The sequence below is a fragment of the Rhodopirellula sp. J20-39 genome, assembly GCF_057365095.1.
The window spans coordinates 2,941,519-2,965,819 of sequence record NZ_CP195123.1; the positions used below are offsets into that span (position 1 = coordinate 2,941,519).

At 55.6% G+C, this 24,301-nt stretch carries 18 protein-coding genes; 8 read left to right on the plus strand and 10 right to left on the minus strand.

Going from position 1 to position 24,301, the window contains the following annotated elements; all coding sequences use genetic code 11:
• Positions 1-16: 16 nt before the first annotated feature.
• From ACR3ZL_RS10905 to bioD, 4 genes are all read right to left on the minus strand, one after another.
• The gene (locus ACR3ZL_RS10905) at positions 17-1,159 is read right to left on the minus strand and encodes a helix-turn-helix domain-containing protein (protein WP_486173451.1); all 1,143 of its coding nucleotides are present in this window, start codon (positions 1,157-1,159) and stop codon (positions 17-19) included.
• 313 nt (positions 1,160-1,472) lie between these two features.
• On the minus strand, positions 1,473-2,141 hold the full coding sequence (locus ACR3ZL_RS10910; RefSeq protein ID WP_473653128.1) for a DNA repair protein: 669 nt from the start codon (positions 2,139-2,141) through the stop codon (positions 1,473-1,475).
• 5 nt (positions 2,142-2,146) lie between these two features.
• Complete coding sequence (locus ACR3ZL_RS10915) at positions 2,147-2,482, minus strand: phage scaffolding protein (protein WP_473653127.1); 336 nt, start codon at positions 2,480-2,482, stop codon at positions 2,147-2,149.
• Between the two features lie 211 nt (positions 2,483-2,693).
• A complete protein-coding gene (bioD, locus tag ACR3ZL_RS10920) occupies positions 2,694-3,332 on the minus strand; it encodes a dethiobiotin synthase (RefSeq protein ID WP_473653126.1) in 639 nt (212 codons plus the stop codon).
• Here bioD and ACR3ZL_RS10925 point away from each other — a divergent pair.
• The gene (locus ACR3ZL_RS10925; RefSeq protein ID WP_473653125.1) at positions 3,331-4,272 is read left to right on the plus strand and encodes a carbon-nitrogen hydrolase; all 942 of its coding nucleotides are present in this window, start codon (positions 3,331-3,333) and stop codon (positions 4,270-4,272) included. The genes bioD and ACR3ZL_RS10925 overlap by 2 nt on opposite strands.
• Before the next feature lie 87 nt (positions 4,273-4,359).
• On the opposite strand, the gene ACR3ZL_RS10930 is transcribed toward ACR3ZL_RS10925, so the two are convergent.
• Entirely contained in the window at positions 4,360-7,389 is a 3,030-nt protein-coding gene (locus tag ACR3ZL_RS10930) for a TolC family protein (RefSeq protein ID WP_486173452.1), read from the minus strand.
• Between the two features lie 356 nt (positions 7,390-7,745).
• Between ACR3ZL_RS10930 and ACR3ZL_RS10935 the strand changes: the two genes are divergently transcribed.
• Positions 7,746-9,218 (plus strand): hypothetical protein, encoded by a 1,473-nt coding sequence (locus ACR3ZL_RS10935; RefSeq protein WP_473653123.1) that lies wholly within the window; start codon positions 7,746-7,748, stop codon positions 9,216-9,218.
• A gap of 103 nt (positions 9,219-9,321) precedes the next feature.
• On the opposite strand, the gene ACR3ZL_RS10940 is transcribed toward ACR3ZL_RS10935, so the two are convergent.
• Both ACR3ZL_RS10940 and ACR3ZL_RS10945 read right to left on the minus strand, forming a co-directional pair.
• The gene (locus ACR3ZL_RS10940) at positions 9,322-10,719 is read right to left on the minus strand and encodes an NAD(P)/FAD-dependent oxidoreductase (protein WP_473653581.1); all 1,398 of its coding nucleotides are present in this window, start codon (positions 10,717-10,719) and stop codon (positions 9,322-9,324) included.
• Positions 10,720-10,922: 203 nt separating this feature from the next.
• Entirely contained in the window at positions 10,923-11,750 is an 828-nt protein-coding gene (locus ACR3ZL_RS10945) for a glycosyltransferase family 2 protein (protein ID WP_473653122.1), read from the minus strand.
• Between the two features lie 458 nt (positions 11,751-12,208).
• On the opposite strand from ACR3ZL_RS10945, the gene dgt reads away from it, so the two are divergent.
• Positions 12,209-13,414: a dGTP triphosphohydrolase gene (gene dgt, locus ACR3ZL_RS10950; RefSeq protein ID WP_486173453.1), complete on the plus strand. Its 1,206-nt coding sequence runs from the start codon at positions 12,209-12,211 to the stop codon at positions 13,412-13,414.
• Between the two features lie 518 nt (positions 13,415-13,932).
• On the opposite strand, the gene ACR3ZL_RS10955 is transcribed toward dgt, so the two are convergent.
• Complete coding sequence (locus ACR3ZL_RS10955) at positions 13,933-14,466, minus strand: hypothetical protein (RefSeq protein ID WP_473653121.1); 534 nt, start codon at positions 14,464-14,466, stop codon at positions 13,933-13,935.
• A 914-nt stretch (positions 14,467-15,380) separates the two neighbouring features.
• Between ACR3ZL_RS10955 and ACR3ZL_RS10960 the strand changes: the two genes are divergently transcribed.
• Positions 15,381-16,940 (plus strand): sigma-70 family RNA polymerase sigma factor, encoded by a 1,560-nt coding sequence (locus ACR3ZL_RS10960; RefSeq protein ID WP_473653120.1) that lies wholly within the window; start codon positions 15,381-15,383, stop codon positions 16,938-16,940.
• Between the two features lie 109 nt (positions 16,941-17,049).
• Here ACR3ZL_RS10960 and ACR3ZL_RS10965 read toward each other — a convergent pair whose 3' ends face one another.
• The gene (locus tag ACR3ZL_RS10965) at positions 17,050-18,459 is read right to left on the minus strand and encodes an MATE family efflux transporter (protein WP_473653580.1); all 1,410 of its coding nucleotides are present in this window, start codon (positions 18,457-18,459) and stop codon (positions 17,050-17,052) included.
• A 273-nt stretch (positions 18,460-18,732) separates the two neighbouring features.
• Entirely contained in the window at positions 18,733-19,206 is a 474-nt protein-coding gene (nusB, locus tag ACR3ZL_RS10970) for a transcription antitermination factor NusB (protein ID WP_473653119.1), read from the minus strand.
• Between the two features lie 458 nt (positions 19,207-19,664).
• Here nusB and ACR3ZL_RS10975 point away from each other — a divergent pair, with 458 nt between their 5' ends.
• The 4 genes from ACR3ZL_RS10975 (at position 19,665) to ACR3ZL_RS10990 (ending at position 24,281) form a co-directional block, all read left to right on the plus strand.
• Positions 19,665-20,282 (plus strand): RNA polymerase sigma factor, encoded by a 618-nt coding sequence (locus ACR3ZL_RS10975; RefSeq protein ID WP_473653118.1) that lies wholly within the window; start codon positions 19,665-19,667, stop codon positions 20,280-20,282.
• Positions 20,279-22,489 (plus strand): serine/threonine-protein kinase, encoded by a 2,211-nt coding sequence (locus tag ACR3ZL_RS10980; protein WP_473653117.1) that lies wholly within the window; start codon positions 20,279-20,281, stop codon positions 22,487-22,489. Before ACR3ZL_RS10975 ends, ACR3ZL_RS10980 begins: the two co-directional genes overlap by 4 nt.
• A gap of 255 nt (positions 22,490-22,744) precedes the next feature.
• Positions 22,745-22,969, plus strand: a complete 225-nt coding sequence (locus ACR3ZL_RS10985) for a hypothetical protein (RefSeq protein ID WP_473653116.1) — start codon at positions 22,745-22,747, stop codon at positions 22,967-22,969.
• 100 nt (positions 22,970-23,069) lie between these two features.
• Complete coding sequence (locus tag ACR3ZL_RS10990; protein ID WP_473653579.1) at positions 23,070-24,281, plus strand: DUF1559 family PulG-like putative transporter; 1,212 nt, start codon at positions 23,070-23,072, stop codon at positions 24,279-24,281.
• Positions 24,282-24,301: the final 20 nt, after the last annotated feature.

A 24,301-nucleotide genomic window follows, 5' to 3' on the forward strand; every position in this document is an offset into this window, starting at 1 on the left:
GAGTCCGAGTGGGCGGCTAAGCGGTTAGCCGTTCAGTAACGGCGTCAGCGGCACGGCGGAGAGCAGCGTCTTCGTCGAACGAGGATTCAATTTTTCGGATCGCGTGCAACACCGTGGAATGATCACGCCCACCAAAGGCGTCGCCAATTTGGGTCAGGCTTGAATCGGTCATTTGACGTGACAAATACATGGCTAACGAACGGGCACGAACGATGTTTTGCCGACGTGAACCGCTCCGCATTTCCGATGACTTCACACCAAGCTGGCGAGCAACACCGGTCGTGATCGATTTGATTGAGATCTCTTCTTTCTCGTTGATCTTGCCGATCGCGGATTCAATCGCCTCGGCGCAAAGCGGAGATTCATTCATCCGGCACCACAACGAGATCTGCTTCACGGCAGCTTCCAGTTCGCGAACCGTCACACACGATTGCAAACCGCCGTCAAGCAATCGCCAAGAATCAGGGTCACTATCAGGTAAATGCGATAGCACTAGCTCACGCAAAATCGCAGCTCGGGTTTCGCCTTCGGGCGGATGTAGCGTGACGGTTAAACCGGGCAGCGTGCGGCTGACCAAAGCGGGGCGAAGGCCTCGGATTTCCGAAGGCAGTCGGCGGCAGGTCACAATGGTGATGCGTCCGGCGGCGTCGCGTGCTTCAAGTCGCGCAGCCAGTTCCGCTTGAGCGGGAGCCTTGTCGGCGATCGCGTGTAGATCATCGATCACCCACACAACGGCGTCGTCGAGCCGGGCTCGCATCCGCGGCATGTCTTTGGAATCGATCGACGATGCAAATTCACGCGCAAAGTCAATCGCGGGTTGATACAGAACTCGTGCCGAAAGCACCTTGCTGGTGACTCCCGAGGTTGCGTTTTCGCCCTGCGGTTCGGTCTCGGTCTCCGCGGTCAAACCGTCCCAAACCGTGTCGATTCCAATCCGCTGGGCAAGGTGTAATGCGAGAGCCGTCTTTCCGACTCCGGAACGACCGACTAGCAGCAGCGGACGAGCGATTTCCAGCAGTGGTTCAACCGAGCGATCGCATACGTAACCGGCCAACCGATTTTCACGCCCATAGTAAAACAGTGGCGTGACGGGGCGCACGACTGGAGCTTCACGTCGGCGTCGCCGCAGCGAGGGACGTTCCAGAGCGAACGAAGACACGGATTGAGTAGTGGGGGCAACCACGAGAACTGGTGAGCGGGAATGCTGTTATTTCGAGGCAAATACCGACCGTTTTCGCTAGCTGAGAATGTTGGTAAGCCAGCCGGTGGATTGTGGATAACTTCTAGAATAACTGCAGATGCCGCTAAACGGATAGACAAATTTGCGTGATATCCCCGGTCCGGGACCGAGTCGGTGGGAATTCAGTGTGCTCGAAGGTTGTTGCGGGGAAGTTGGGGAAGCTGGAAAGGTGGTGGGAATGACGGTGGGTTAAGCATGATATGCCAACAAAATACCGTGTTTTCCGCACTCGTTACTCGTATTCCGCCTCTTGGCCCACATCGGCAACGATCGGTTCCAGTCCGACGCCATCCCCGCGGTCGGGCGATAATCGGTACACCTTGTCGGCGTGGCGGATGAAGTGGGTCACGTCGTGGTGGCTGATCATTAAGACCTGAAATCCCAGCTCGGTGCCGGCTCGCTGGACAATTTGGGTCAGTTTGGGGACCAAATCCGGGTGCAACCAACAGTCCTGTTCGTCCAAAACCAGAAAACGCCTGTGGCGGCGTTCGTCGAGCGTGGCAATCGCAAGCATTCGCAGCCCGACCGAAACTACGTTGGCGACCGATCCCCCCTGGCCCTTCATGATGTCTTCGGGGTTACCGTCCCGTTCGATCAGGAACTCGACGCTGGCGGCATCTCGTTTGAACGTGCAATTCGTCTTGAAAACGATGGGTTGTTCCAGCACTTCCTGCAGTGCCTTCGTCATCGTGTTTTCGATCAGCGTCAGTTGACGCTTGAAAATATCGTTGCCGAGTTGTTCGAGCGCCGCGGTGACCGAATCGGCGATCTCCAGGAAACCATTGACGCTGGCAAGTTTGGCCTGCAGATCGGCTTGTTGGATTGTCAGTTCGTCACGTTTGCCCTCGATTCGGTTGAGGCGTTTGCGCAGCGATTCGAGATCCTGAGTCGTTTCAGTCATCAGGTTCAAGATTCGCTATCGAACAAGGAGTCGGATTCGGCAGGCGTGCTGGGGGCCGCTTTGCCGGATTCAACCTTTTCCAGGTCATGGCTGATTTGGTCGAGCAAGGCCTGGTAATCGCTGCGTTGCTTTTCGTTTTCGGCCTCCATTTCTTCCAGCTTCTTGGTCAGTTCATCGACGTCGCTGGTGCCAAACTCCGCTTCCGATTCTTCTTGTAAAGTCTTGAGCTGCTTTTCGGCTTCCTCTAATTGCGTCTGTGCCTGAATCTTGCGTTCATTGAGTTGTTCGTACTCTTTCTTCAGATCTTCAATGGAACGTGCGGGAGATTGTGGAGTTGCCATAGGGACAGAATGCCTTCGCGTTGGAGGGTTCGTTGGCAAGATTCGATTCGATGCCGCAAACAAAGTTCGATGCCGCAAACAAAGTGGGGGCACAGCATTGTGCCGCTTGGCATTGCGTTTGTCGATCTGTCGTTGGGCTTGGAATTCGCAGACGAGCGAATCAGCCTCGTCAACTATGTTGAGGCCGATAATGGGGGGCGATGATGTTAGCTCAACGAAGTTCGATCGGTGTGTTGATCCACTGGGCCAGTTGGTTGGCGTTGGTGGTGGTGGATTGATCGGGGGTGATCGTGTTCAGGATGACTCGGTCGATGGTCAGCCCGCTGGCCTGGGCGGCTCGGGTGCAGGCGATGACTTCGTGCTGGACGCCGAGGCGGTTGGCGGCGACAAGAATGACCTCTGTGGCGTGACGTTCTTTCACGCGTTGGATGAAGTCGAGGTTCAACATGGAATCCGTCAGCGGGCTGAACAGTCCGCCGGCTCCCTCGATGATCAATGTGTCGAACATTTCGGGTTCGTTCACGTAGAAAGCATCAAGGCCGTTTAGCAAAAGTTCTTCATCGATGCGGCGACCTTCGGCGGCAGCGGCTTCGGGCGGTGCCAGGGGGGCTTCGAATCGTTGCGGGCAGACGATATCCAGGGATAGCGGTCGGCCCGCGGCTTGCCACAACTGGACCGCATCGTCGGCCACCAGTTCGCCGTTTTCGTCTCTTTCACAGCCGCTGGCGACCGGTTTGTAGACGGCGACCCGCTTGCCATTCTTTCGGCACGTTTCGGCCAATGCCGAGGCGTAGTATGTTTTGCCAACCTCGGTTCCCGTTCCGGTTACAAATATCCAGTTCATTGCCATGTCATCATCTCAGAATACTTCCAGCGGTACTGTTTCCAGCCGTTCGGTGCGATTGTCGCTCGTGCAAATGCGAGACACTGGCTCGAAAGATAAGAGTATCGAAGCGGCGACGAAATGGATCGAGGAGGCTGCCGCCGGTGGCAGCCAAGTGATTTGTTTGCAGGAATTGTTCGCGACCTGTTATCCCTGCCAAACTGAAGATCACGCGATGTTCGATTTGGCCGAATCGATTCCTGGGCCAACGACGGATGCGTTGTCAAAGGTTGCCAAGCGACTTGAGGTCGTGATTGTGGCACCGATGTTCGAACGGCGTGCCCCAGGGGTGTATCACAACACGGTCGCCGTGATCGATGCGGACGGTTCAATCGCCGGTGTGTATCGCAAAATGCACATTCCCGACGACCCTTTGTACTACGAAAAGTTCTACTTCACACCCGGCGATGCGGGACGACGTGGCGAAGGCATTCCCAGCGACAAGCCCAACGGGTTTAACGTCATCACGACACGCTACGCCAAGTTAGGCGTGGGAATCTGTTGGGATCAGTGGTACCCCGAGGCGGCTCGGTTGTTCGCGTTGGCGGGAGCCGACATCTTGCTGTACCCGACCGCGATCGGTTGGATCGATGAAGAGAAGGAAGAGTTCGGCGCGGGCCAGTTAGATGCCTGGATGACCAGCATTCGAGCTCACGCAATCGCTAACGGGATCTTCGTCGGTGCTCCTAACCGAGTCGGTTCGGAAGGCAGTGTTGAGTTCTGGGGCAACTCCTTCATCGTTTCACCTCGCGGTGAAATCATGCAACGAGCCGACGATCACACGGATCAAGTTTTGACCGCGGATTGCCCGCTGTATGAGATGGACGTCGTGCGAACTCATTGGCCGTTCCTGCGTGATCGCCGCGTCGACGCGTACGGCGACTTGACGAAACGCTGGATCGATTAAGCACCGATTAAGCACCGATTAAGCACCGATTAAGCACCAATTAAGCACCAATTAAGCACCAATTAAGCACCAATTAAGCACAGCGGGCTAGAAGCCGTTTTCTAGCATAGTTCCAAAATCGACTTCCCCCTCGAGCACCCCGTCGTCTTGATAGATGACCTCCGGTGCCTGCAAGATGTCGGGGCTCGAAATCTCGACCTCCGTTGGCTGCAGTTCTTTCGGTTGCGGCAGAACTTCCGAGCCGTAGCCTGTTTCGGTTCCGTAGTTGGTTTCCGAGTCGAACATGATTTCCGATGGATAGTTCATGTCGTTCAGTTCCGGCGAAACGATCGGATGAATGGAACCGGCGTGGTGTCGCGGATCGGTTCCATAGATCGCTTCGATCGGTTGGACCTTCAGCGGGATGCCGCATCCATTAGGTTGGCACAGGCTGTCGCCGCCGATGAATTGGCCGCAATCGATCATGCCGCCTTCACTCGTGCCGACCAGTCGCAACATCGCATCGGGCTGAATCGGGCCCGGGTCAATCCACAAGCCTTCCGGTGTCAGTTCCATGGTGCCGAGGTCGAGATCGAGACCGCGACGGACGACTTCAAAGTTAACGAAGATGTTCAGCAGACCGTTTTGCGAGTCCAGCAAATCGCTCAAGGCCGAAATCGTATCGCGGGCCGCCGTCGGACCGCTGCTGAGTCCACGGGCATCGCGGAAAGATCGAATGTCTTCGTTCAATTCCAGTTGGCTGGCGGCGATGCGGACGGATTGACGTCCGAGTTCAAAGTTAACTCGGTTGGCTTGAAGTTGCCGAATGCTGGCTCGCAGCGTTTGCCAGATGTCGTCTTCGAAACTGTAGTACGAACGTTTGGCTTGTTCGTATTCGATCAACCCTTGGCGGTACGTGTTGCGTTCTTGCAGACGAGTGATGGGGGCGTCCCATCGCAGGCCAAGCCGCAACGACGTGGTGTCGGATGACAGATTGGAGATCGCCGATCGGTCCACGCCACCGGAGAACTGGATGTCTAGATTGCTTTCCAGGTCGTCAGCAAAGAACTCGATTCGTCGATACGTGTCCACCAATGCGGCTCGAGCGTTGGCCCAGTCGCGGCGATTGACGCGGGCAATTTGCAACGCCTCATTGGGTTCGATTTCCACTTCCGGCAAGACCAGCGATTCGACTCGTGCGCGAGCCTGGATCAATTGCAGTGCCAGCACATCGTCGCCCAATTCGGCCAATAGGTCTTGGCTAGCGAGGATGATTTCTTCACGAATCTTTTCCGCGATCAAGACTCGATCTTCCGTGCCCGGGCCCGACACGACAAATTTTTCGATCCGGTCGTTGAGCTGGTCCACGCTGGACTGATAGGCAGCTAAGCGTTCGGTGATCTCTTCGAATTGTTCCTTCAACTCTTCGCCGAGTTCGAGGACGGGTTCGAGGTCGAAGATCGATTCGTCAACGGTTTCGATTCCTAGCAGCGAGCAAACCGCTTCTTGTTCGTTGCGATACAAGGCAAGCAGCGACTTGGTTTGTGCTTTCCGTTCGGGGATCTGTTCTTCGAGAGTCTTCAGGTCTTCCGCGATGCGGTCCAGGTCGTCGCCGATCACGTCACGGGTGAAGCGTGACAGCGGGCTGATGGATTGCCGAAGTTGTTCGATCAGGTCGCGAGTTGGGCCGTCCCAGGCCAGTTTTGAACGTGGCAGTCCGGTTTCGAGGTCGAGATCGGTTTGGGTGAGTTCCAGCAGTTTGACATTCAGTTCACCGACGGCCACACGGACCCCGATCAACTCTTCGCGGCGGCTGCGAAGTTTACGATCGATCAGCTCGAAACGCTCCAACGCGGGGTCTTTGATTTCAACACAAAGATACGGGGGCAAACCAAGGTCACGCAGGAACGAGTCGACGCTGCTTTGGAAAGCGACTCGTCGAGTGACAAGCTGGCTTTGGGAATTTAGCAACGCCGAACGAGCTTGTGCGATTTGAAGACGTTGACGAATGATCGCCTCGGGATCATCTGGGATCGTGGTCAACAGTTCGACCAGGGTGTTGTCCAGGATGACCAGGTTTTCACCCAGGCGGGCGATGTTCTCTTCCAGGTTGCGAATTTGCAGTTGGTCCTGCAGCAACCCAAAGTAGCCACCGGCTTGGGGCACGCTACCGCCACCGACGCTGGCGAATCCAGAATCGAATCCGTTGAAGGCACCGGTGTTGGCCGAAAACGTACCGCCGGTTCGGCTGACGCTGGCGTCGGTGTTTCGGCCCGTGACGATGTTCAGATAAAAGCCGCGGCGGAACCGCTCGAAGCTGCGAACGTTGGCCAATAGTCGTCGTTCGGATAGCGTTAGTAATTCCATGACGCGATCACGGCCGGCCCCGCGCAACAGCGGTTGCACCAAAGTGAAGTCCAGCAGGGTGGATGCCGACGTGGTGTCGGGACCGCTGAGGTTCCAGACGATGTCGTTGGCAAAGTTAACCAACAAATCCGCTCCCGTGGCGAAACGTTTTTGCATGGTCGCATCGGTGCCGATTGCGACGAGCGATGCGTTGTCGGGGTCGGATCCGGAACGCGTGTGGCTGTTGAAGTACGACGCTCCCGAGCCTGCAAAGAACTGGGTGTCAAATTGGAAGCGTTGGCTCGTTACGTCCAACGCCGACAAATACAACTGTTCAAGCTGGCGTTGGTAATCTGGCGAATGCAACAGAGCGATGCGAACGGCACTCTCGGAATTCAGTACCAGCACGCCGTCTTCGTTCAAAGGCAAGAATTGCCACCAGTCCGGATTTTCAGCCGTGTTGGTCAGTCCGGCGCCTTCCCACATCGGATAGCCACGCCGGCCGTCGACGCACTGCATGTATCGATTCGACGCTGGGTCATCCAACGGCATCGGTTGGTAGTCGGGGTCGAACGGATTGAACATCCGGCTGCGGCGATCCACGTCGATTAGCAGTGGGACGTTAGGCGGGCGAGCGACATGAGACGCCTTTTGGGCCATCAAGGAGTGGGCCTCGGCATCGGCCTGGACTCGATAATGTTTACGAGAGCACCCTGTCGAAGTGCCAAATGTCGGAATTGCGAGCACGACGATCGTCAGCAAGCCAAAAAGGCTGGATCGGTTGCGACTCATAAATCACTCGGGAATGCGGCTCGGAAACTGGGGAACGGTGGTTTCATTCGGTTGATCCGCTCGATCGTCTTGACCGCACCATTGCGCAAAACCGGTATCACCCGCCCATCGGTGGGGGCGTCGCCCGGGTTGCAGGAATCCTGGCGGTTAGCAGGGGTTTGGGGGTCGTCACAGTTAGTTAAACTGGGCGTCTTGTCAGGCCGAGGTGGCCAGCAACAGGCCCGCAAAGCAAAAACTTGCCGGAAATCATCCAAGCGGCCAGGAAGATCGATTAAAATTCAGCGTTCGAGATTATTGTCAGACCGTTCCGGTTCTCGAATGTCGCTATTTCCTGCATCTCTATTCACCCTTAGTCCATGCATTACGCCCTCCTCGGATTCCTGATTCTGCTGGTGATCGCCCAGGCGGTATTGCTATGGAAAGCGAAGGATAGCTGGCGATGGCACCAAATGATCGCCATTTTGATGGTGACGATTTTGGGCGTCGTTTTCATGTTTCCCCTCGCTGGGGCACTGAAAAGCCGATCGGCGTGGCACAAGGTGAAGGAGGATTTGGACGCTCAATTGGCCAGAGTTGAAGCCGAACAACTCGAGCTTCGTTACGGCGATCCGAACAGCCCGCTGGCCCAGGACGGCGTTTTGGCGATGGCCCAACGTTTGGCGAAATTGGGAACCGAGGCCGGACGCCGCTGGCGAGGTTTGCGGCTGACCAATCAAAATTTCGGTGACCAGCCGTCCATCGTCCTGACTCAACCCAGCCAACAAACTGGCGTCGAAGGCGTGCCAGAAGAACCGGCCGCAGAGCCTGCTGGTGATGAGGCGGCCATTCCACCGCAGCCGCTGATTCCCGAAGGAATGGTTGTTTACGGGTTCGGCGAAGGCCAGCAGCCCGGCATTGATGAGATGATCCCGGTTTTCTATCTGGGTGAATTTCGTGTGACCGCCAGCACGCCCAATCAAATCACACTGACCACGACGGGTCCGCTTTTGCCGCGTCAGCAGCAGGCCATCACCAGCGGTCAAGCGTCCAGTTGGACGATCTACGAGCTGTTACCACTGGATGGCCATGAGCCGTTCATCGCTGAAGGCAGCGTGCCGGACGACGACAACGTGTTCGGTCGCGTCGATAGCGAATTGGTCAACCGCGTGCTCGGCAAGGTGTCCGAAGCCGCTCGTCAACGTTACCTGCGTGACGGTTCTCGCTCGCAACCGGACGACCGACCACTCACCCGATGGGTGAAGGTCGAGTTTATCAAGCCACACTCCATCGTCGTCGACAGTCCCGATCAACGCGGTGCACTGGACGGTGGTTACTTCGATGGCAGCGGCCGTGCTGTCGATAGCCGCTTGCAAGCGGGATCCGAAGGCAAAGTGAAATTCGCCAAGGGTGACCTGTTGGTCGTCAAGGAAGAAGCCGCCAACGCGTTGCAGGAAGAGGGGGTCGCTCGATTGGTCGACACGTACTACCTGCGTTCACTGAACGATTACCGCTTCGTGTTGCGACGGATTCGATTGCGATTGGCTGAACTGGAAACTCGTACCGAAGAACTCAATTTCGAACGTGTGATCTTGCAGCGTGCGGTGGACGCGACCGTCAAAATGCTGGGTGAATACCAGACTGACAAGCTGAAATTGGAGCAAGACCTCGCGCAAACCGAAATCGAGCACAAGGCGATCGAGGAATACAACACGAACTTGCGTAGCACCGTTGCGGAGATGAAAGCGAACTTGGTCCGCTTGTACCGCAGCAATCAGTCGCTCGAAGGCGAGCTTGAGCAGGCGCACTTCTCGATCGAATCGAATATGGATTCGTTGACCAGCACTCGCTAAGGCTATTTTGCCCGCGGCAGGTAGCTGTTGGCTCAAGCCGGTGAGGTGGCGTTAGGGCGTGATGCCAATAACCTGGCACAACCAGTCAGCGCGGTTCATCGACTTAGCAACATCGTTGCATGAAGTCCGGCCAGACTTCGGTGTTCATCTTTTCTTCGCCGAGCGTGATGGTCTCGTTGACGTTCAGGTTGCCTTTGACGATGTGGGCCGAGTTCAACGCATAGAACCCAGGCACGCTGGTCACCACGTCAGGAAGACGCGTGCTGTAGTCGACCGTCGAGAGTGCAGCGACGTATTTGGTGCGAGCGATCTTGAAGTCAATCACCTGGTCTCGCGAGAAGTGGTCGTACATCTTCTCCAGCGTCGATAGGCATTTTTCTTGGTAGTCCTCGTCGGATTCGTTCAAGCCTTCGTGATCGTCGGCGAGGTACTTCGGTAGGTAGACCAAGTGCCGTCCGCCAAGTTCCTCGTCTGGGCTGACGATCGTCGACATTTCGATCACCGCGGTCAGCGGGACCCAAGTGTCGGTGATGTTGGTCACGTAGTACGGGCTGATGGGCTTGTCCATCAACAGCGACGCGCAAACGACGCCGAGGTACCGGATGCCTTCGTGCTGAGACTTTTCCTTGTCGGTCAGTTGCGGGCACTGCTTGGCAATCATGGGCGATGCGATCGTCGAGATCACACAATCGAACGTGTCCACGCCATTTGCTGAGTCCACGGAATCGGATGTGTTTTCACGCGGTGCGTTTGAGGTTGCACTGCCAAAGTGAACGGTCACGCGGCGGGGTTGGGGGGCGTTTTTTTGATTGGGTGCTGCGTTATCAATGTTCACGCCACAACCGGAGGACTCCACTCGCCGGACCGGAGATCCGGTTCGCATCTGGACGCCGCGGTCCTGTAACCACTGCACCCAAGTTTCCAGCACTTGTGCGTAGCCGCCGGGGACGTAGCCGAACATCTCGGTCTTCATACCACTGCGGCGTGCTTTGTACATCCGAGCGGTGTGAGCCCAGATGAACGCGGCGGAGGTTTGTTGGTAGGCATCGCCTAGCTTGGCTTGTAGCAGCGGTTGCCAGATCTTTTCGAAAACGCCTTGGCCTGACCATCGGCGCAACCATTTTTCAACGGTCAGTTTTTCCAGTCGACGCCAGTTGCGAATCTTCGATGCGTAAAAGATTGTGCCACCGAGTCGTAGCTTTTCGATCAGGTTCAGTGGCGGGAATTTTAAGAACTCCGCTGTGTTGCTCATCGAGTGCAACCGTCCACCGGCGTAAAAGCCCGTTTTGGTTTCCACCCATTTCATCGTCGACTCCAGGCCAAGTCGACCGAGCATGTGACGCAGTTTGGTATCGCTGAGCAAGGTGACGTGGTAGTAGCGGTCCCAAACGCAGTCGCCGAGCTTCCACGCGCTGGTCAGTCCACCCATCGTCGGAGCGGCTTCGGCGATGGTGACGTCTTGACCGCGATCGATCAAATCGGTCGCGATTTGCAATCCCATCACGCCGCCGCCGATGACCAGCCATCGCTTGCGTGGAGCTTCCGGAGCAGACGCCTGACCCCGTGATGTTTGCCCCTGCGATGTTTGCCCCTGCGATGTTTGCCCCTGCGATGTTTGCCCCTGCGATGTTTGCTGGCGGGGTGGTTGCTCTTTAACCGGCGAGGCTGCCGTATCGTTGGACGAGGAGATCGGTGGGCTGCCCACTACAAACCCTTGACGCGATGACGACCGAGCATTTTGAGGGTCAACCAGATGGTGTTGAAAACCTGCATCTTACTGTCGCCGCCCTTTTGGTCGTAACGAAGGCGTAGCGGTGATTCACCGAACACGCAGTCCATCTTGCGTAATTTCAGCAGGATGTCCGCCATGCACGAAAACCCGGTCTCGCCGACGAAGTTGTCACCGAACCGATCGAAGCCGTCGCGAATGACCGACGCCCGGTAAGCTCGGTAGCCGGATGTGTAGTCGCGAACTCCGCGGGTAGGGAACAATAATGTGAACAGGGCCCGAGCTCCGTAGCTCAAGAAATATCGCTCGATTGGCACGCCCACGACTCGAGATCCAGTCTGGAACCGAGACGCGATCACGCAATCGCAACCTTCGTGGACCGATTGCACCATCCGGTTGATCAATCCAGGCGGGTGAGTGTTGTCCGCGTCCATCGTCACGATGATGTCTCGTTCGCCTGCCCGGTCGGCTGCTTCTCGCAAGGCGTCGCGGATCGTGATGCCGAGCCCTTGGTTGACCGAATGGCGGACCAGGTGGATGGGCATTTGCAGTGCCATTTGCGTGGCGATCTTGGCCGTGTCATCGCGGCTGCCGTCGTCCACGATCACGACTTCGTAATCCAGGCCGCTGTCGGCGAACGCTTCACCAATACGTTCCAGCAATTCAGGCAGCGATTCTTCTTCGTTGTACGCGGGCAGCGCCATGAGCACCTTAGCCGGCCGAAATCGCATCGAATCGCGAGTCGGTTCCGGCGTGGTCGCTTGAGCGGATTGGGCGGCAGTGTCCAAGGCGGTGGAATCCAAAGCAGGTGAATCCTGGGATGGGGAATGGTGATGTCGGGCGATTCAGGCCTGTGGGGCGATCCATGCCAGTCGGGCATCTGGGCCGAGCGACAACCAATTTGCGACGTCGAGGATTCGGCTAGGGCGAATAAGGTGAAGTTTGGGGCGGCTGAGTCGGGATATCGGGGCTTGGGGACTTCGTCGGCGTATTCCAGGTCGGGAGCTTCTGACCTCGAGATTCAGCCTGGCAGCGGGGATGGAGAAGCGTCACCAGACTCCGTCTTCGGTTTGGCTCTCCCTGCTAAGAACCAGTCTATTCACCCCCACAGGTATCACAACCGGAAATGCCGGGAGTCCACGTGAGTCGCACTGGGCGTTTTTGCTCAAAACGACTACGCTTTAGGTACCGCAGTCGAAGCTTCGTCCCACTTTACTTTGTACTTTCAAGCTCGCTCGCCCATCGCTCTTCTCTGTCCTACATGTCCACAGCCGGCCCCCTGATCGATCTCCGACGATACGCTGACCGGGAACACCTGTTGTTGGCCACCTATGCGATGCATAGCCGGGATACCGAAGGTCGACGCCATGACGAATCCGCGCATGCTTACCGCGGCCCTTATGGTCGGGATCGAGACCGGATCTTGCACAGCAGTGCGTTTCGCCGATTGTCAGGCAAGATGCAGGTCTTCACCGGCGAGATGGGCACGTATCACCGCACGCGGTTGACCCACACATTTGAAGTCGCCTCCATCGCCCGCACGATCGCTCGGGTCTTGCAACTAAACGAAGACCTTACCGAAGCACTTGCGTTGATGCACGATATCGGGCATCCGCCGTTTGGGCATTGTGGCGAAGATGTACTGAGCGAATGCATGGATTCCGTTGGCGGGTTCTCGCACAATCAGTTTGCGTTAACGATCGTCGAAGAACTGGAACAACGCTATCACCAGTTCGCTGGTTTGAATCTTTCCGTCGAGACATTGGCGGGACAAGACACACGCGCTCACAAAGCCGAAGCGGCGATTGGTCGGGCGCCGTTGTTGGAAGTCCAGATTGTCGACGCGGCTGACTCGATCGCTTACGACGCACACGATGTCGACGACGCTCTACAAATGGGTGTGCTTAGTATCGAAGACCTTTCCAAGTTGGCGATCATCGACCGAGCCATGGACAAGGTTTGTCAGAAGTCACAAGACGCCGGTGGGGCGCCGATCACGACTCGCGATTGGACCAAGATTGATTTGGTCGGCAGCCCGATGCGGCAGCTGTTGGTTCACGAGCTAATCGATTTGCAGGTAAGCGACTTATTGAAAGTGTCCATCGACCGCTTGCAAGCAGCGCAGGGCATGACGGCCGACCAAGTGCGTGACGCGGGAATCCGAGTGGGACACAGTGACGACGTCACACTCGAGCGTGTGGAGCTGGAACACTTCCTGTTCAACGCCGTCTATCGTCACCCGCGTTTGATGCCAGTGCGAGAAGCGGCGGCGGAGCGGGTAGCGATGTTGTTTAAGTCGCTCGAAAGAAATCCAAACCGTTTGCCGATGCGGTTTCGTCGCCGAGCCGAACGGTTGCCTCGACAGCGAGTCATTGGCGAATACATCGCGGGGATGACCGATCGTTTTTGTGACCAGCAATACGAAAGCTTGGCTCGTTCCAGCGGTGGTCCGTTGGCGGACTGGTAAGCCGCATGTTGCGATTCGCTAGCGGTTCCGACTCTTAGGTCTTCCGAGCCAGGACGCGACGAAACTTTTCAGCGTTATCGGTTCGCCGAATGCCTCAAGCGGTCATCTTTCAGACGTTCTTCAGCGAGCCGATGTTGGCCGTTGCCGTTTCGCTCGATGGTTGAACCAAGCGTCGATGTAGCAACTTGCGTAGTCGAAACAGCGGGCAGAATATCGCTAATCTGTCACCCTTTTGACTCAATCCCCAAGTGTCTTGTCCCCAGAGGCCACGTGGAGCAAAACTCTGGATGACTTTAAGAAAGAATTCTGGCCCCAAGTATTGATTGCGGCACGGGGAATTTGTCGACCAATGCGGCTCGTCTGGCTGACCGGGCGTGTCCTCCGATTCGTGGTCCCTAAACCTGGATTCCACCGTTTGGTGATGGCTTCAAAGTGATCGTCTCGCGAATCGCTGCAAAGGTCTAGGGTTGCGATTGAGGGTTATCCCGCAAGGCGATCGAGCATGCCGATTTTGGGCGTTAGGCTTTGGTGCGACGGCCTACTGCGACGGCGATTACGGCGGCAACGAGTCCGGCTACGCCGAAGCCGATTGCTTTGTTGGCCCATGCTTGTTTCTTCAATTCGATCGAGCGATAGACATACGGCTGGGGCACGTTGACGCCGTACTCGGTGATGTCTTCGTATTCACGGATTAAACGTGCCGCACTGAGTCGCCCGTAGGTTTCTTTCAACTCCGCTATGTGGGTGTCCGTGGTTCCTGGTGATTCGATTGTCGCCCAATTGATGCCGCAGAACGCCGCTCCAAGAAAGCACAGCAAGCTGACCGCACCGAGCATGGCGAACAACATCGAACGACCGCCGGACAAGCCTCGGGCCGCATCATCATGCGATTCGCTGGAAGCTTCCTCGTCTACGCGAGGCATCTTTTTCAGTTCCCCTAGCTTGGGGACCGAAACGTTTTTGGTGCAGGCCGGACAAACCACTTCGCCGCCTGCCTTGGCGGGGGATGCTGGAACTGTCGCATCGCAGTGCGGGCAGATCAATTCGTACATTCAGAAAACTCTCGGAAAGTAGCAATTTAAAAAAACGGCACACCGCAAACTAGCAAAATTCCAAAGGCCCACGGGTGGACCCGAACGTCCCGGCGACTAATATTGCGTTGTGCTGAGGTTAACACACGACCCGTCGCTCCCGTCAGGTACCTTCACCGCCAATTTACCCTTCGGCTGATCGCCTAATAAAGATCGCCTGAGAGTCATCCGCGATGGACAAACTAACCGGACATCTCTAGATGACTCGCGACACCCCTATAACGAACTGTTGTTCGTCTTCGCAGCCCAATGGATTTGGGTTCGCGCACACCACCCGGTTTGTGGTTCCTCAGTTGCCGCCAGGATGGCTGACCAGCGTCGGGGGGACGCTTTTGACACGCATCAATAATGGATGTGGGTCCGTCGCTCCACCGCCGGCATCTTTTCGCTAAATGAATCAACTCATTTTGGCGGGAAGTTTTCGCTAATTGGAAAGTTTTTCCAATTTGAAATGGAATCCGAAATGGCACTTTACGGGTGGTAAGTTGACTGTACATGAAGATTTTGGGTACTGCCCAATTGCGTTGGCGATCCAAAGGTGTGGCCAGCTACGTAGGATGGCAATGCCAACCTTACTGAGTGATGACCCCGCCCGTAGAGCCGAGACTTAATTGAAACGACAACTGGACTCGTTTTGCGATTTTTCGCAATTACACTCGGACCCCTACCGCTTCGACTCAACTGACTTTTCTACTTTCGGTCTGACGTGACGTTCGCTCACGGCTTCCCAAAGCAACTGCCAATCACATCGCCAAACGAAACGACCCTCGCACCTTCGCCCAGCTGGAACTTGCCTTTGCCCGGCCCGGCGACAACTTGGATGCGACGTTCGTTGACCCAAATAAGACATACGATTTTCTGAAGGAGTTAATACTTTGTTCGATCCGATGATGGATGATTTCGACGACGTTTCAGCACAAAATGCAGACGTTGTGACAGGTGGCTTTCGCAAGTTGCCGGTCGACGACAATGATGACGACAACGGCGGCAGTGTGCCTGATGTCGGTGAAGGCCAAGTTCAACTGGAAAGCCCAGATGAGCTGATCGCGATCGATGAATCCGATACTTGGTCCGATGACCCGGTCCGCATGTACCTGACGCAAATGGGTGAGATCCCGTTGCTGACACGTCGTGAAGAGATCGAGCTGGCTAAGCGAATCGAAGAAACTCGCCGTCGCTTCCGTACCAAGTTGCTCGAAAACCACTACGTCTTGGTGGAAGCGTACAAAACGCTCAAGAAGGTTTACCGCGGCCAACTGCCATTCGACCGAACCGTTCAGGTCAGCGTGACCGACCGATTGGAGAAAGAGCAGATTGTCGGGCGTCTTCCTCACAACCTGCGTACGCTGCAAACCTTGCTAAGCCGAAACCGTCACGACTGGAAGGTCGCGATGAGCAAGAGCACTCCAGCTCGTCGTCGCGCTGAAGCTTGGCGAGCACTCGCTCGTCGTCGTCGTCGTGCGGTTCGATTGATCGAGGAATTGGGGCTGCGTACCCAACGCATTGAAACCCGAATCGGTCTGTTGGAAAAGTTCTCCGTCCGACTCGACGAAATCGATCAACTGATCCGCAACCAAAAACGCACCAAGCATGGTCGTGAAGTTCGTGAGCAACTGTTGCACGAACGTCGCCAGATCTTGACCGCTTGCCAAGAGACACCCACGTCGCTTCGCAATCGCGTTCGGATGCTTGGTCGTGTTTACAGCGAGTACCAGCAAGCCAAGCGAGAGCTGTCCGAAGGTAACCTGCGTTTGGTCGTCTCGATCGCCAAGAAGTATCGTAACCGTGGTCTGTCGTTCTTGGACTTGATCCAAGAGGGCAACGCCGGCTTGATGCGAGCGGTCGACAAGTTCGAATACCGTCGTGGCTTTAAGTTCTGTACTTACGCTACTTGGTGGATTCGCCAAGCGATCACTCGTGCCGTTGCCGATCAAAGCCGTACGATTCGGATTCCAGTTCACATGGTCGAAACGATGAGCCGCGTGCGGAACGTCGCTCGGACTTTGTTGCAAGAACTCGGCCGGGAACCTTCGATCGAAGAAACCGCTCGACGTGCTGACGTGACCATTGAAGAAGCTCGACGCGTTCTGACGATGAGCCGCTTCCCAATCTCGTTGGACCGGCCCGTTGGTAACAGCGAAGACAGTCAGTTTGGTGACTTGCTTCCCGATGGAACCGCTGAAAGCCCACAAATCGGTGCGACCCAAGAGATGCTGCGTCAGCGAATCACGGGTGTGCTGAAGTCACTGTCCTATCGTGAGCGTGAAATCATCAAGCTGCGTTACGGTCTAGGTGATGGTTACAGCTACACGCTGGAAGAAGTCGGCCACATCTTTAAGGTGACCCGCGAACGTATTCGTCAAATCGAAGCCAAGGCAGTCCGCAAGTTGCAGCAGCCAAGCCGCAGCCAGGACCTTGTCGGGTTCCTCGACTAAGCGAAGTGACAAAATAAAAGCCGGCTCGTTATCGAGCCGGCTTTTTTTTGGATTAGCCGTTAGCTAGTTGCTAGTTGCTAGTTGCTAGTTGCTAGTTGCTAGTTGCTAATCAAACCATTCGCATTCTTTTCCAGGAGCCTTGGACGTAGCGGGCTGTCATTGCTAGACCCAGTGCGATCACCCATCCTGTTAGGATCCACCACCACCATTGCAGTGCTCGGAAAGCCGAGGGTGTGTTGCGGGTCCATTCGGGTTCGAGAGCAACTCCGATTGCTAGAAATGTAATCGAGACCGTTAGCCCGGTGACCAGAACGAACCAGCTATCCCCGGCACCACGCAGTGCACCGGCTAGGATCAATTGAGTCGCGTCCAAGACAACGTAGATCGCCACGAACCCCAGCAATCCCTCGGCAATACGTAGCGAGCGGGCGGCGTCGGATGCGTCCTCGAGCGTTGGGTTTAGCTCGTATAGCGAAATCAGGATGTCGGCACCGAACCAGTACGTAACCGCCCAAGCACTTGCGTAGACCCACGAAATAATCAAAGCGGCCCAGACTCGGCGAACGGCAAACTCCGGTCCGCTGCGAACGAGGTGTTGTCCCACCAAAACCGATGCGGCGATCGACATTCCGACCAATGGAATGAACGCAATCATATTGAAGTTGATTGCCATCGTTGTTGCCTGAAGCGGCACGTCACCGAGTCGGCCGATCATCAATACGATTACCGAAAACGCTCCGGCCTCGGTCGCGTACATCAAGCCGGTAGGGAATCCGTAAAAGACCAGTCGCTTCATCATACGCAGGTCCCAGCACATGCCCGTGATCATGCCATAGGTCTTTCGGAAGTTCGGTCCCATAAGCAGCCCGCCGTAGCAGAACGCTTTGAACCAAAACGAAATCACACTAGCGATAGCCGCACCGGTGATTCCCAATTCGAGCCAACGCTCACCATCAGCCGCCGCGACGCCTAGCCAAGCCGGATCGATTCCAAAGATCAGGACGAGGTCCAAGACCAGGTTAACCAGTCCCGAGATGACACTGACGACGGCGATCGTTCGCGTGCGATGCGTTCCTGAAAAGAAGCCGGACAACGCGGTCTGCATGACCTCGCCGGCGCCGCCCCATAACAGGATCCGGTAATACACCGCTTCCATGGGAACCAAACTTGGTGCTTGCCCCGTCGCCTCGAACAGCGATTCAGCGAAGTAGCCGAGGCCGGCGAATAGAGGAATCGTTGCTAGCGAAAACCAGATCGACTGCCAGAGCAACCGGCCGATTCGACTGCGTTGGTTCGCACCCACGTATTGGCTGGCAATCGCGCCGGTCATCGAGACCATTCCCACGAAGACACAAATGGTGACCCAAAACAAATTGCCGGCCGCCATTGCCGCGCCCATTTGTGTTGGTTCGTGCCATAGCAAAAGCGTACGGTCGATGAACAGCACGACCGAGAACATGCCCGTGCTGACCATCAACGGGAGTGCGATTCGCAAGACTTCGGCAAACGCCGCTCGCATGGAATCCGATTGACGCATTTCTATCTCAATCGCATTGTGTCGACATGAGTCACGTCAACAGGGGTGGGGAAGCAATCGCCGAGCAAAATCGCGGTTCGAGCGTAGGCTGTTGAAATAGCGTAGCGCGTTTGCGGGTCCGACACGGCGTTTCACTGATGGGAGACCGTTCTCGTTCCCAGGGTTCGCCTGTTCGGGGAAGCGGGGGATCCCGGTGCTAGCACTACAGAATCCTGAACAAAGGTCCGTCTTCCCATTTCAAGCAAGAAGCCTGGTCTAGGAAGTTGGCTGGCCACTCGTTTGGTCATTTGCCTCGGCGGGCGCGTCGCCGGACGGTTTGAGTTTGCCGGTCGCTTTCTTAAACAAGCGGTCCAGAACACCGTTAATGAACCTGGGGCTGTTTTCGCCGCCATATCGACGGGCCAGCGTCAGGGCTTCGCTGATCGCAACTTGGCCGGGCGTTTCGGCGAAGAGGATTTCGTAGGCCCCAAGCCGCAGGACATTGCGGTCGGTCACTGGCATTCGGGTCAAAGCCCAGTTCGTTGACAGCTTTTTCAATTCAACGTCGATCGCGTCTCGCTGTTTCAGAGTGCCTTCCAGCAGATCCGCAGCAAACGTCGAGAGCAGCTTGCGGCCTTGTAATCGCGACCGGATGAACCGGCTTCGCGCGTCCACATCCCGCCAATCATTCAGATCGGCTTCGTAAAGAAGTTGCAGGACAATTTCGCGGGCGCGTCGGCGTGTAGACATGCTATTAGCATCCCGCAGAATGCAACGAATTGTCAACCGGACCAAGCTTGCGTTTTTGAGGGACGTGCCGGTCTGAAAAGTGGGGGGCTGAGAGCTTCGGTATTCGCCGATTCACGACGTCTGGGGGCCCGGCGAATTTCAGTCATCTGGCACGGTTCGTCAGCGACATCGCGGTCGCTGCGCCGCTCCAAAGCCACCTGCGAACTATCGGCGTAGGGTACGGAATTCGATCCGAAATCGAATTCCAACAACGATTCGGGTCTGCTGAACGTGGCGTCATTAGTGAGGCTGCAGCCCTACAACCGTCACGACCTTACGAGGAAATCGGCAGCGTTGACCTGCCGGGGTAGCTGATGACGTAGAATGTTGAATCTGTGTTTGCCGCAAGTCATACTCGTGGCCGCTATCTAAACCCATCTTGAACGGTTGATCCCTAGAGGAGTTGCTGGTCTGGCCATATGAATCCATCGAAAAATCTGCCGACCCGGATCTCTTTGCTGCAGCGGGCTCAGTCCGGTAGCGACCATCCCGATTGGGATGAGTTGTTGCAGTATTACGAACCGTTCATTCGGCGAATTTTGATCAGCATGGGGACATCCCATTCGGACGTCGATGATGTTTGCCAACAAGTGCTCTCTCGGCTTTGGCAGGAATTGCAAAACTATCGCCGTGATGCGGAGCATGCTCGATTTCGCACCTGGCTTACGCAGTTGATTCGTAATGTCGCGATCAACGACTACCGAAAACGGGAACGCGCCGACCGAGTCGGTGGCACAAACTTGCAAGAAGCCGATGAGATCCCCCATGGCTCGGCGGATTTGGAAGAGCGGGTCGAGGCAGAGTGGCAGCGTCACGTGGTGCGTTTAGCACTGGAGCGTATGAACCAAGTCTTTTCAGGAAACGCTGTCGAGGTTTTTCTGCGCAGCACTGAAGGGGAGTCGTCCGAGGATATTAGCAAGAGCTTGGGAATGAGCGTCCAGAGTGTTTATGTGCTGAAGAATCGTGTGAAGAAACGACTGTCCCAAGAAGTAAAGCTTCTCCGAGAGCAGCTCGAGTTTCCGGATCCTCGCCCATGAGTACGGAAGCCTTTTACGACTCCGATGATGGTGTGGATTCGGATAGCCAGTCACACGCGAGTGGCAGATTTGACTCCGACGAGTTGCCTAATTCGAGCGGCAACGTGCTCGATGAATCGTTGCGTCGGCTCGATCCGATGGTCAGTGATCTGTACGAAGAGTCCGCTGAGATAACGCCGGCGGAGTATGGCGATACTTCGTCGATCGATGACTTATGCCCGCTTTACAATTCTGTGTTGCGGATCACGACTCGGTACCAGGATCCCGAGTTGATCGGCCGAGGCGGGATGAAAGAGGTTTATCGAGTCTTCGACGCGCGGACTGTGCGGCAAGTGGCTTTGGCAAAACCGTTAGCGCAGTATTCGCACGATCAGTACGACGCGTTTTTGCGTGAGGCTCATCTAACGGCCCGACTCGAGCACCCGTGCATCATCGATCTGTTCGACATGGATGTGGACGATGAAGGGCGTCCGTTCTTCACGATGGAATTCAAGCGTGGGCGATCGCTGCGAGAGATTCTGAACACTCTTCGAAATGGCGAAGAGTCCGACCAGTTTCCATTGCGTGAGCGTCTGGCGATCTTCTTGCGAGTATGCGAAGCGATTGCGTACGCCCATTCACGCCGAGTGCTGCATCTGGATATTAAGCCGGAGAATATTCAGGTTGGCGAATTTGGCGAGACGCAGGTTTGCGACTGGGGGCTCGGCGTTGTTGTGCCCAGTGATGAACCCTTGCATGATTCCGAGGTGTTGCTGGATCCCGATTTGTATGGGCCATTGCTGGATGCCGTGAAGGGAACCCCCATCTACATGTCGCCGGAACAGCAAGAGCGACAAACGCGGAAGACTCCGCAGATGGACATCTACGCGTTGGGTTGCTTGCTTTGCGAGATCGTGACTCTCGATACCTACGACGCCAATCGCGATACACCACTGGAAACGGATGCGGCACTTGCCGCGGTGATCGACAAGGCGACGCAGGTAGATCCTGCGAATCGTTACAAGAATGCCAACCAGATGCGCGAGGACATTACGCGCTACTTGGCTGGCTATAGCGCATCGGTTGAACAAACCAGTGTGATCCGCGAAGCGGTTCTGTTCTATCGCCGTCACCGGGAAATTTGTGCGGTAACGCTCGGCGCGTTCGCAATCCTCGCTTTATTCGCATCGTTCTTTGTCGTGCGTCTTAATGCCGAACGGCGTGCTGCATTGGCTTCTCAACTCGACGCCGAAAAAGCCTGGGTGAAAGCGGACAATGAAAGAACGATTGCCCACAACGCGAGGGGTGATGCAGAGCGAGATCGCTTGTTGGCCGAAGACGCGTTAGCCAAGTATGTTATCGAAAAAAACAAGTCGGAGGAACGCCTTCGCAACCAAGTGTTGTCAGCCGTTGCGATGTCGGACAACTTGACCAGTTTGCCGTTGATGAGTCATGACACGTTTTCCAAAACGGTGCAATTGTCGATGGACCATCTCAACGCGATCTTGGCCAATACGCCGCCTGCAAATTCGCGGGTGTGGCATAAGAAGTTTTGGATGCACTTCTTGATTCAAGATTTCTCAGCAGCAACCAGTTTGCTCAATGAACAGAAGCTGGTTGAGCCGGATCTCGCAGACATCGCGCGTAAATATGAATCGTTGGGTAACGCGGACGGTTACTTGCATACTGAAGACTTCATCTCATTGATTGGCGACCTCTGTCGCTCCAAGCGTTATCGCGCACCGCTAGCCGAGATGATGATGATTTATGACCGCGAGTACCCAAGGTCGATTGAAGATCGTGTTCAAATCGTTCGTCGTTGGACACGCATTAACAATCCAAGGTGGCGACAAGAAAGATTGTTCTACGATTCGGACACGGAAGGTGTCCGTCTTATTGGCGAAGGGTTGAAATCACTGATCCGTACACTCTCGCCGGAATGGCCGCCGGGGGTTCGGGTGAACTTGTTGTACACGCTCAATCCGAAGAAGCTTGATCTGCGAGGCACCTCGTTCAGTGACCTCACTCACCTGGACGATTTGAGTTTGCTGGAGTTGGACTTGCGTCAAACTTTGGTAGCCGACCTCACCCCTCTGGCCGACAGCCGTAGTCTTCGCCGCGTTATCGTCGAGGCCGGCCAATTTCCCCAGGAAGAAATCGACGCATTGCCCGATTCGATCGAAGTTCAGGTTATGGACGTCGTCGAAGTGGCATCGTTGGATCAGTAGCGATGTCTTGAAAGGGGCATGCTGTGTGATATCCACGCATGCCCAACTGGGGGAGCGAGGCTTGCGGCGGGGGGGCATCGCTTGGTCCCGGTGCAGGCTTTTATGCGCGTCTTATCAAAAAGAGATGAGTTTTTTTCAGTTGTCTGTTTAGAAGTCCGGTTTTCGGTTGTTAAACCCAATAGAAGACACGATCTTCCCCCTTACTGAAATCTTTCAACTCCGGCGAAAAGCCCATTCGCCAAGGAAAAGTCTGACATGAAGCCTTTCTGCCGCCTGCTCATTTCTCTCGTTCTTTTCGCCCCTGGCACTCTGTTGGTGGGCTGTAGCTCGAATGAACCTATCAATGTCATGGACGGCCAAGACAAAGACGAACTGGCAGCACAATCGGCAGCCATTGCCGAAGAGTATGAACGAATGGCGGAGCAGGATGAGACTGTTGCACCCACCGCTGAAGAAAAGGCGATGAACGCGGGCAGGTAGTGCGTGTCGAGTGTGGGCATTGGTCCATGTTTCGGAGCGATCTCGCTGACCGAATTATAAAAAAATTTCCAGTACTATTGAATCGAGGTAAGTGATGAGAATGACGTCCGCAAAACGTGCAAGTTTAAAGCCAAGTGGATTCACATTGGTCGAGTTACTCGTTGTGATTGCAATCATTGGGGTACTCGTCGGATTGCTGTTACCGGCTGTCCAAGCCGCTCGAGAGGCTGCTCGGCGAATGAGTTGCAGTAACAACTTCAAGCAGATCGGCTTGGCGATGCACAACTATCATTCGGCGTACAACCAGTTGCCCATGAACATGGGCGGAACCGATGCAAGAGGCGTTAGCAATCACCTCAAAAACAACAACATCACCCTCAGTTGGCTTGTCGGTTTGACGCCATTTGTCGAGCAACAGGCGCTATGGGAGCAGATTTCCAATGGAGTTGATGCCGATGGCGATCGTTATCAGCCGATGGGTCCTTCGTCGTGGGAAGCTAATTTCGGGCCTTGGGCATCGGACATTCCTGGATTTCGCTGTCCAAGCGATCCCGGGCGTGGTCTCCCCGCTTTAGGGCGAACCAATTACGCGGCCTGCATCGGTGACAACCCTCGTTTGTCGCACAGTGGCGGGAAAAACCGTACTGGTTACTACGACTGGCAAGGGACGGATCCATGGCCCGCTTGGAATAATGAGCAGCAACTTTGGGGTCGTACCACTAGTGACAAGAGCGGTGTGCCTGCCTGGGTGCGAGGTAGCAATCGCGGGATGTTCTGGAATCGGCACACAACCAAATTTCGTGACGTGCTTGATGGTCTTTCCAATACGATCGCAGCAGGCGAGATCGCAACCAGCATCGGAAGCAAAGAAGTCAATGCCGACGTCGCCTCTGGTGTTCACTACAACACTTTGTTTAAACCAAGCCGTTGTGTGGCACTTGCCGACCCCGAACGTCCACAGTTCTACCCAACGACCCAAAGCGTCTTAAACGGAGGTTACAAAGATCGTGGCTTCCGCTGGTCAGATGGTCGTTTGATGCACGCAGCGATTCATACCGTCCTTCCTCCTAACGGACCAAGCTGCATTACCGGGACTGGCGAAAATGGACAAGGCTTTTCCACGGTCGGAAGCCGCCATCAAGGCGGGGCTCATGTATTAATGGGCGACGGTGCAGTGAAGTTCATCACCGACTCGATCGAGTCTGGTGACCAACAAGTGGAAGCCAACCGAAAGGGCGAGGGAAGCACCTACGGCCTATGGGGCTCCTTAGGAACCCGCGCTTCGAAGGAAATTATTCAAGAAGAGCTTTAAGCTCGGTTGACGAATAAGTT

What these genes read in the sequence shown, in the direction of transcription:
- ACR3ZL_RS10910 (WP_473653128.1), bottom strand. Translation starts at nt 2,141, where the DNA reads ATGACTGAAACGACTCAGGATCTCGAATCGCTGCGCAAACGCCTCAAC.
- ACR3ZL_RS10915 (WP_473653127.1), bottom strand. Translation starts at nt 2,482, where the DNA reads ATGGCAACTCCACAATCTCCCGCACGTTCCATTGAAGATCTGAAGAAA.
- ACR3ZL_RS10925 (WP_473653125.1), top strand. Translation starts at nt 3,331, where the DNA reads ATGTCATCATCTCAGAATACTTCCAGCGGTACTGTTTCCAGCCGTTCG.
- bioD (WP_473653126.1), bottom strand. Translation starts at nt 3,332, where the DNA reads ATGGCAATGAACTGGATATTTGTAACCGGAACGGGAACCGAGGTTGGC.
- ACR3ZL_RS10930 (WP_486173452.1), bottom strand. Translation starts at nt 7,389, where the DNA reads ATGAGTCGCAACCGATCCAGCCTTTTTGGCTTGCTGACGATCGTCGTG.
- ACR3ZL_RS10935 (WP_473653123.1), top strand. Translation starts at nt 7,746, where the DNA reads ATGCATTACGCCCTCCTCGGATTCCTGATTCTGCTGGTGATCGCCCAG.
- ACR3ZL_RS10940 (WP_473653581.1), bottom strand. Translation starts at nt 10,719, where the DNA reads ATGGGATTGCAAATCGCGACCGATTTGATCGATCGCGGTCAAGACGTC.
- dgt (WP_486173453.1), top strand. Translation starts at nt 12,209, where the DNA reads ATGTCCACAGCCGGCCCCCTGATCGATCTCCGACGATACGCTGACCGG.
- ACR3ZL_RS10955 (WP_473653121.1), bottom strand. Translation starts at nt 14,466, where the DNA reads ATGTACGAATTGATCTGCCCGCACTGCGATGCGACAGTTCCAGCATCC.
- ACR3ZL_RS10965 (WP_473653580.1), bottom strand. Translation starts at nt 18,459, where the DNA reads ATGCGAGCGGCGTTTGCCGAAGTCTTGCGAATCGCACTCCCGTTGATG.
- nusB (WP_473653119.1), bottom strand. Translation starts at nt 19,206, where the DNA reads ATGTCTACACGCCGACGCGCCCGCGAAATTGTCCTGCAACTTCTTTAC.
- ACR3ZL_RS10975 (WP_473653118.1), top strand. Translation starts at nt 19,665, where the DNA reads ATGAATCCATCGAAAAATCTGCCGACCCGGATCTCTTTGCTGCAGCGG.
- ACR3ZL_RS10980 (WP_473653117.1), top strand. Translation starts at nt 20,279, where the DNA reads ATGAGTACGGAAGCCTTTTACGACTCCGATGATGGTGTGGATTCGGAT.
- ACR3ZL_RS10985 (WP_473653116.1), top strand. Translation starts at nt 22,745, where the DNA reads ATGAAGCCTTTCTGCCGCCTGCTCATTTCTCTCGTTCTTTTCGCCCCT.
- ACR3ZL_RS10990 (WP_473653579.1), top strand. Translation starts at nt 23,070, where the DNA reads ATGACGTCCGCAAAACGTGCAAGTTTAAAGCCAAGTGGATTCACATTG.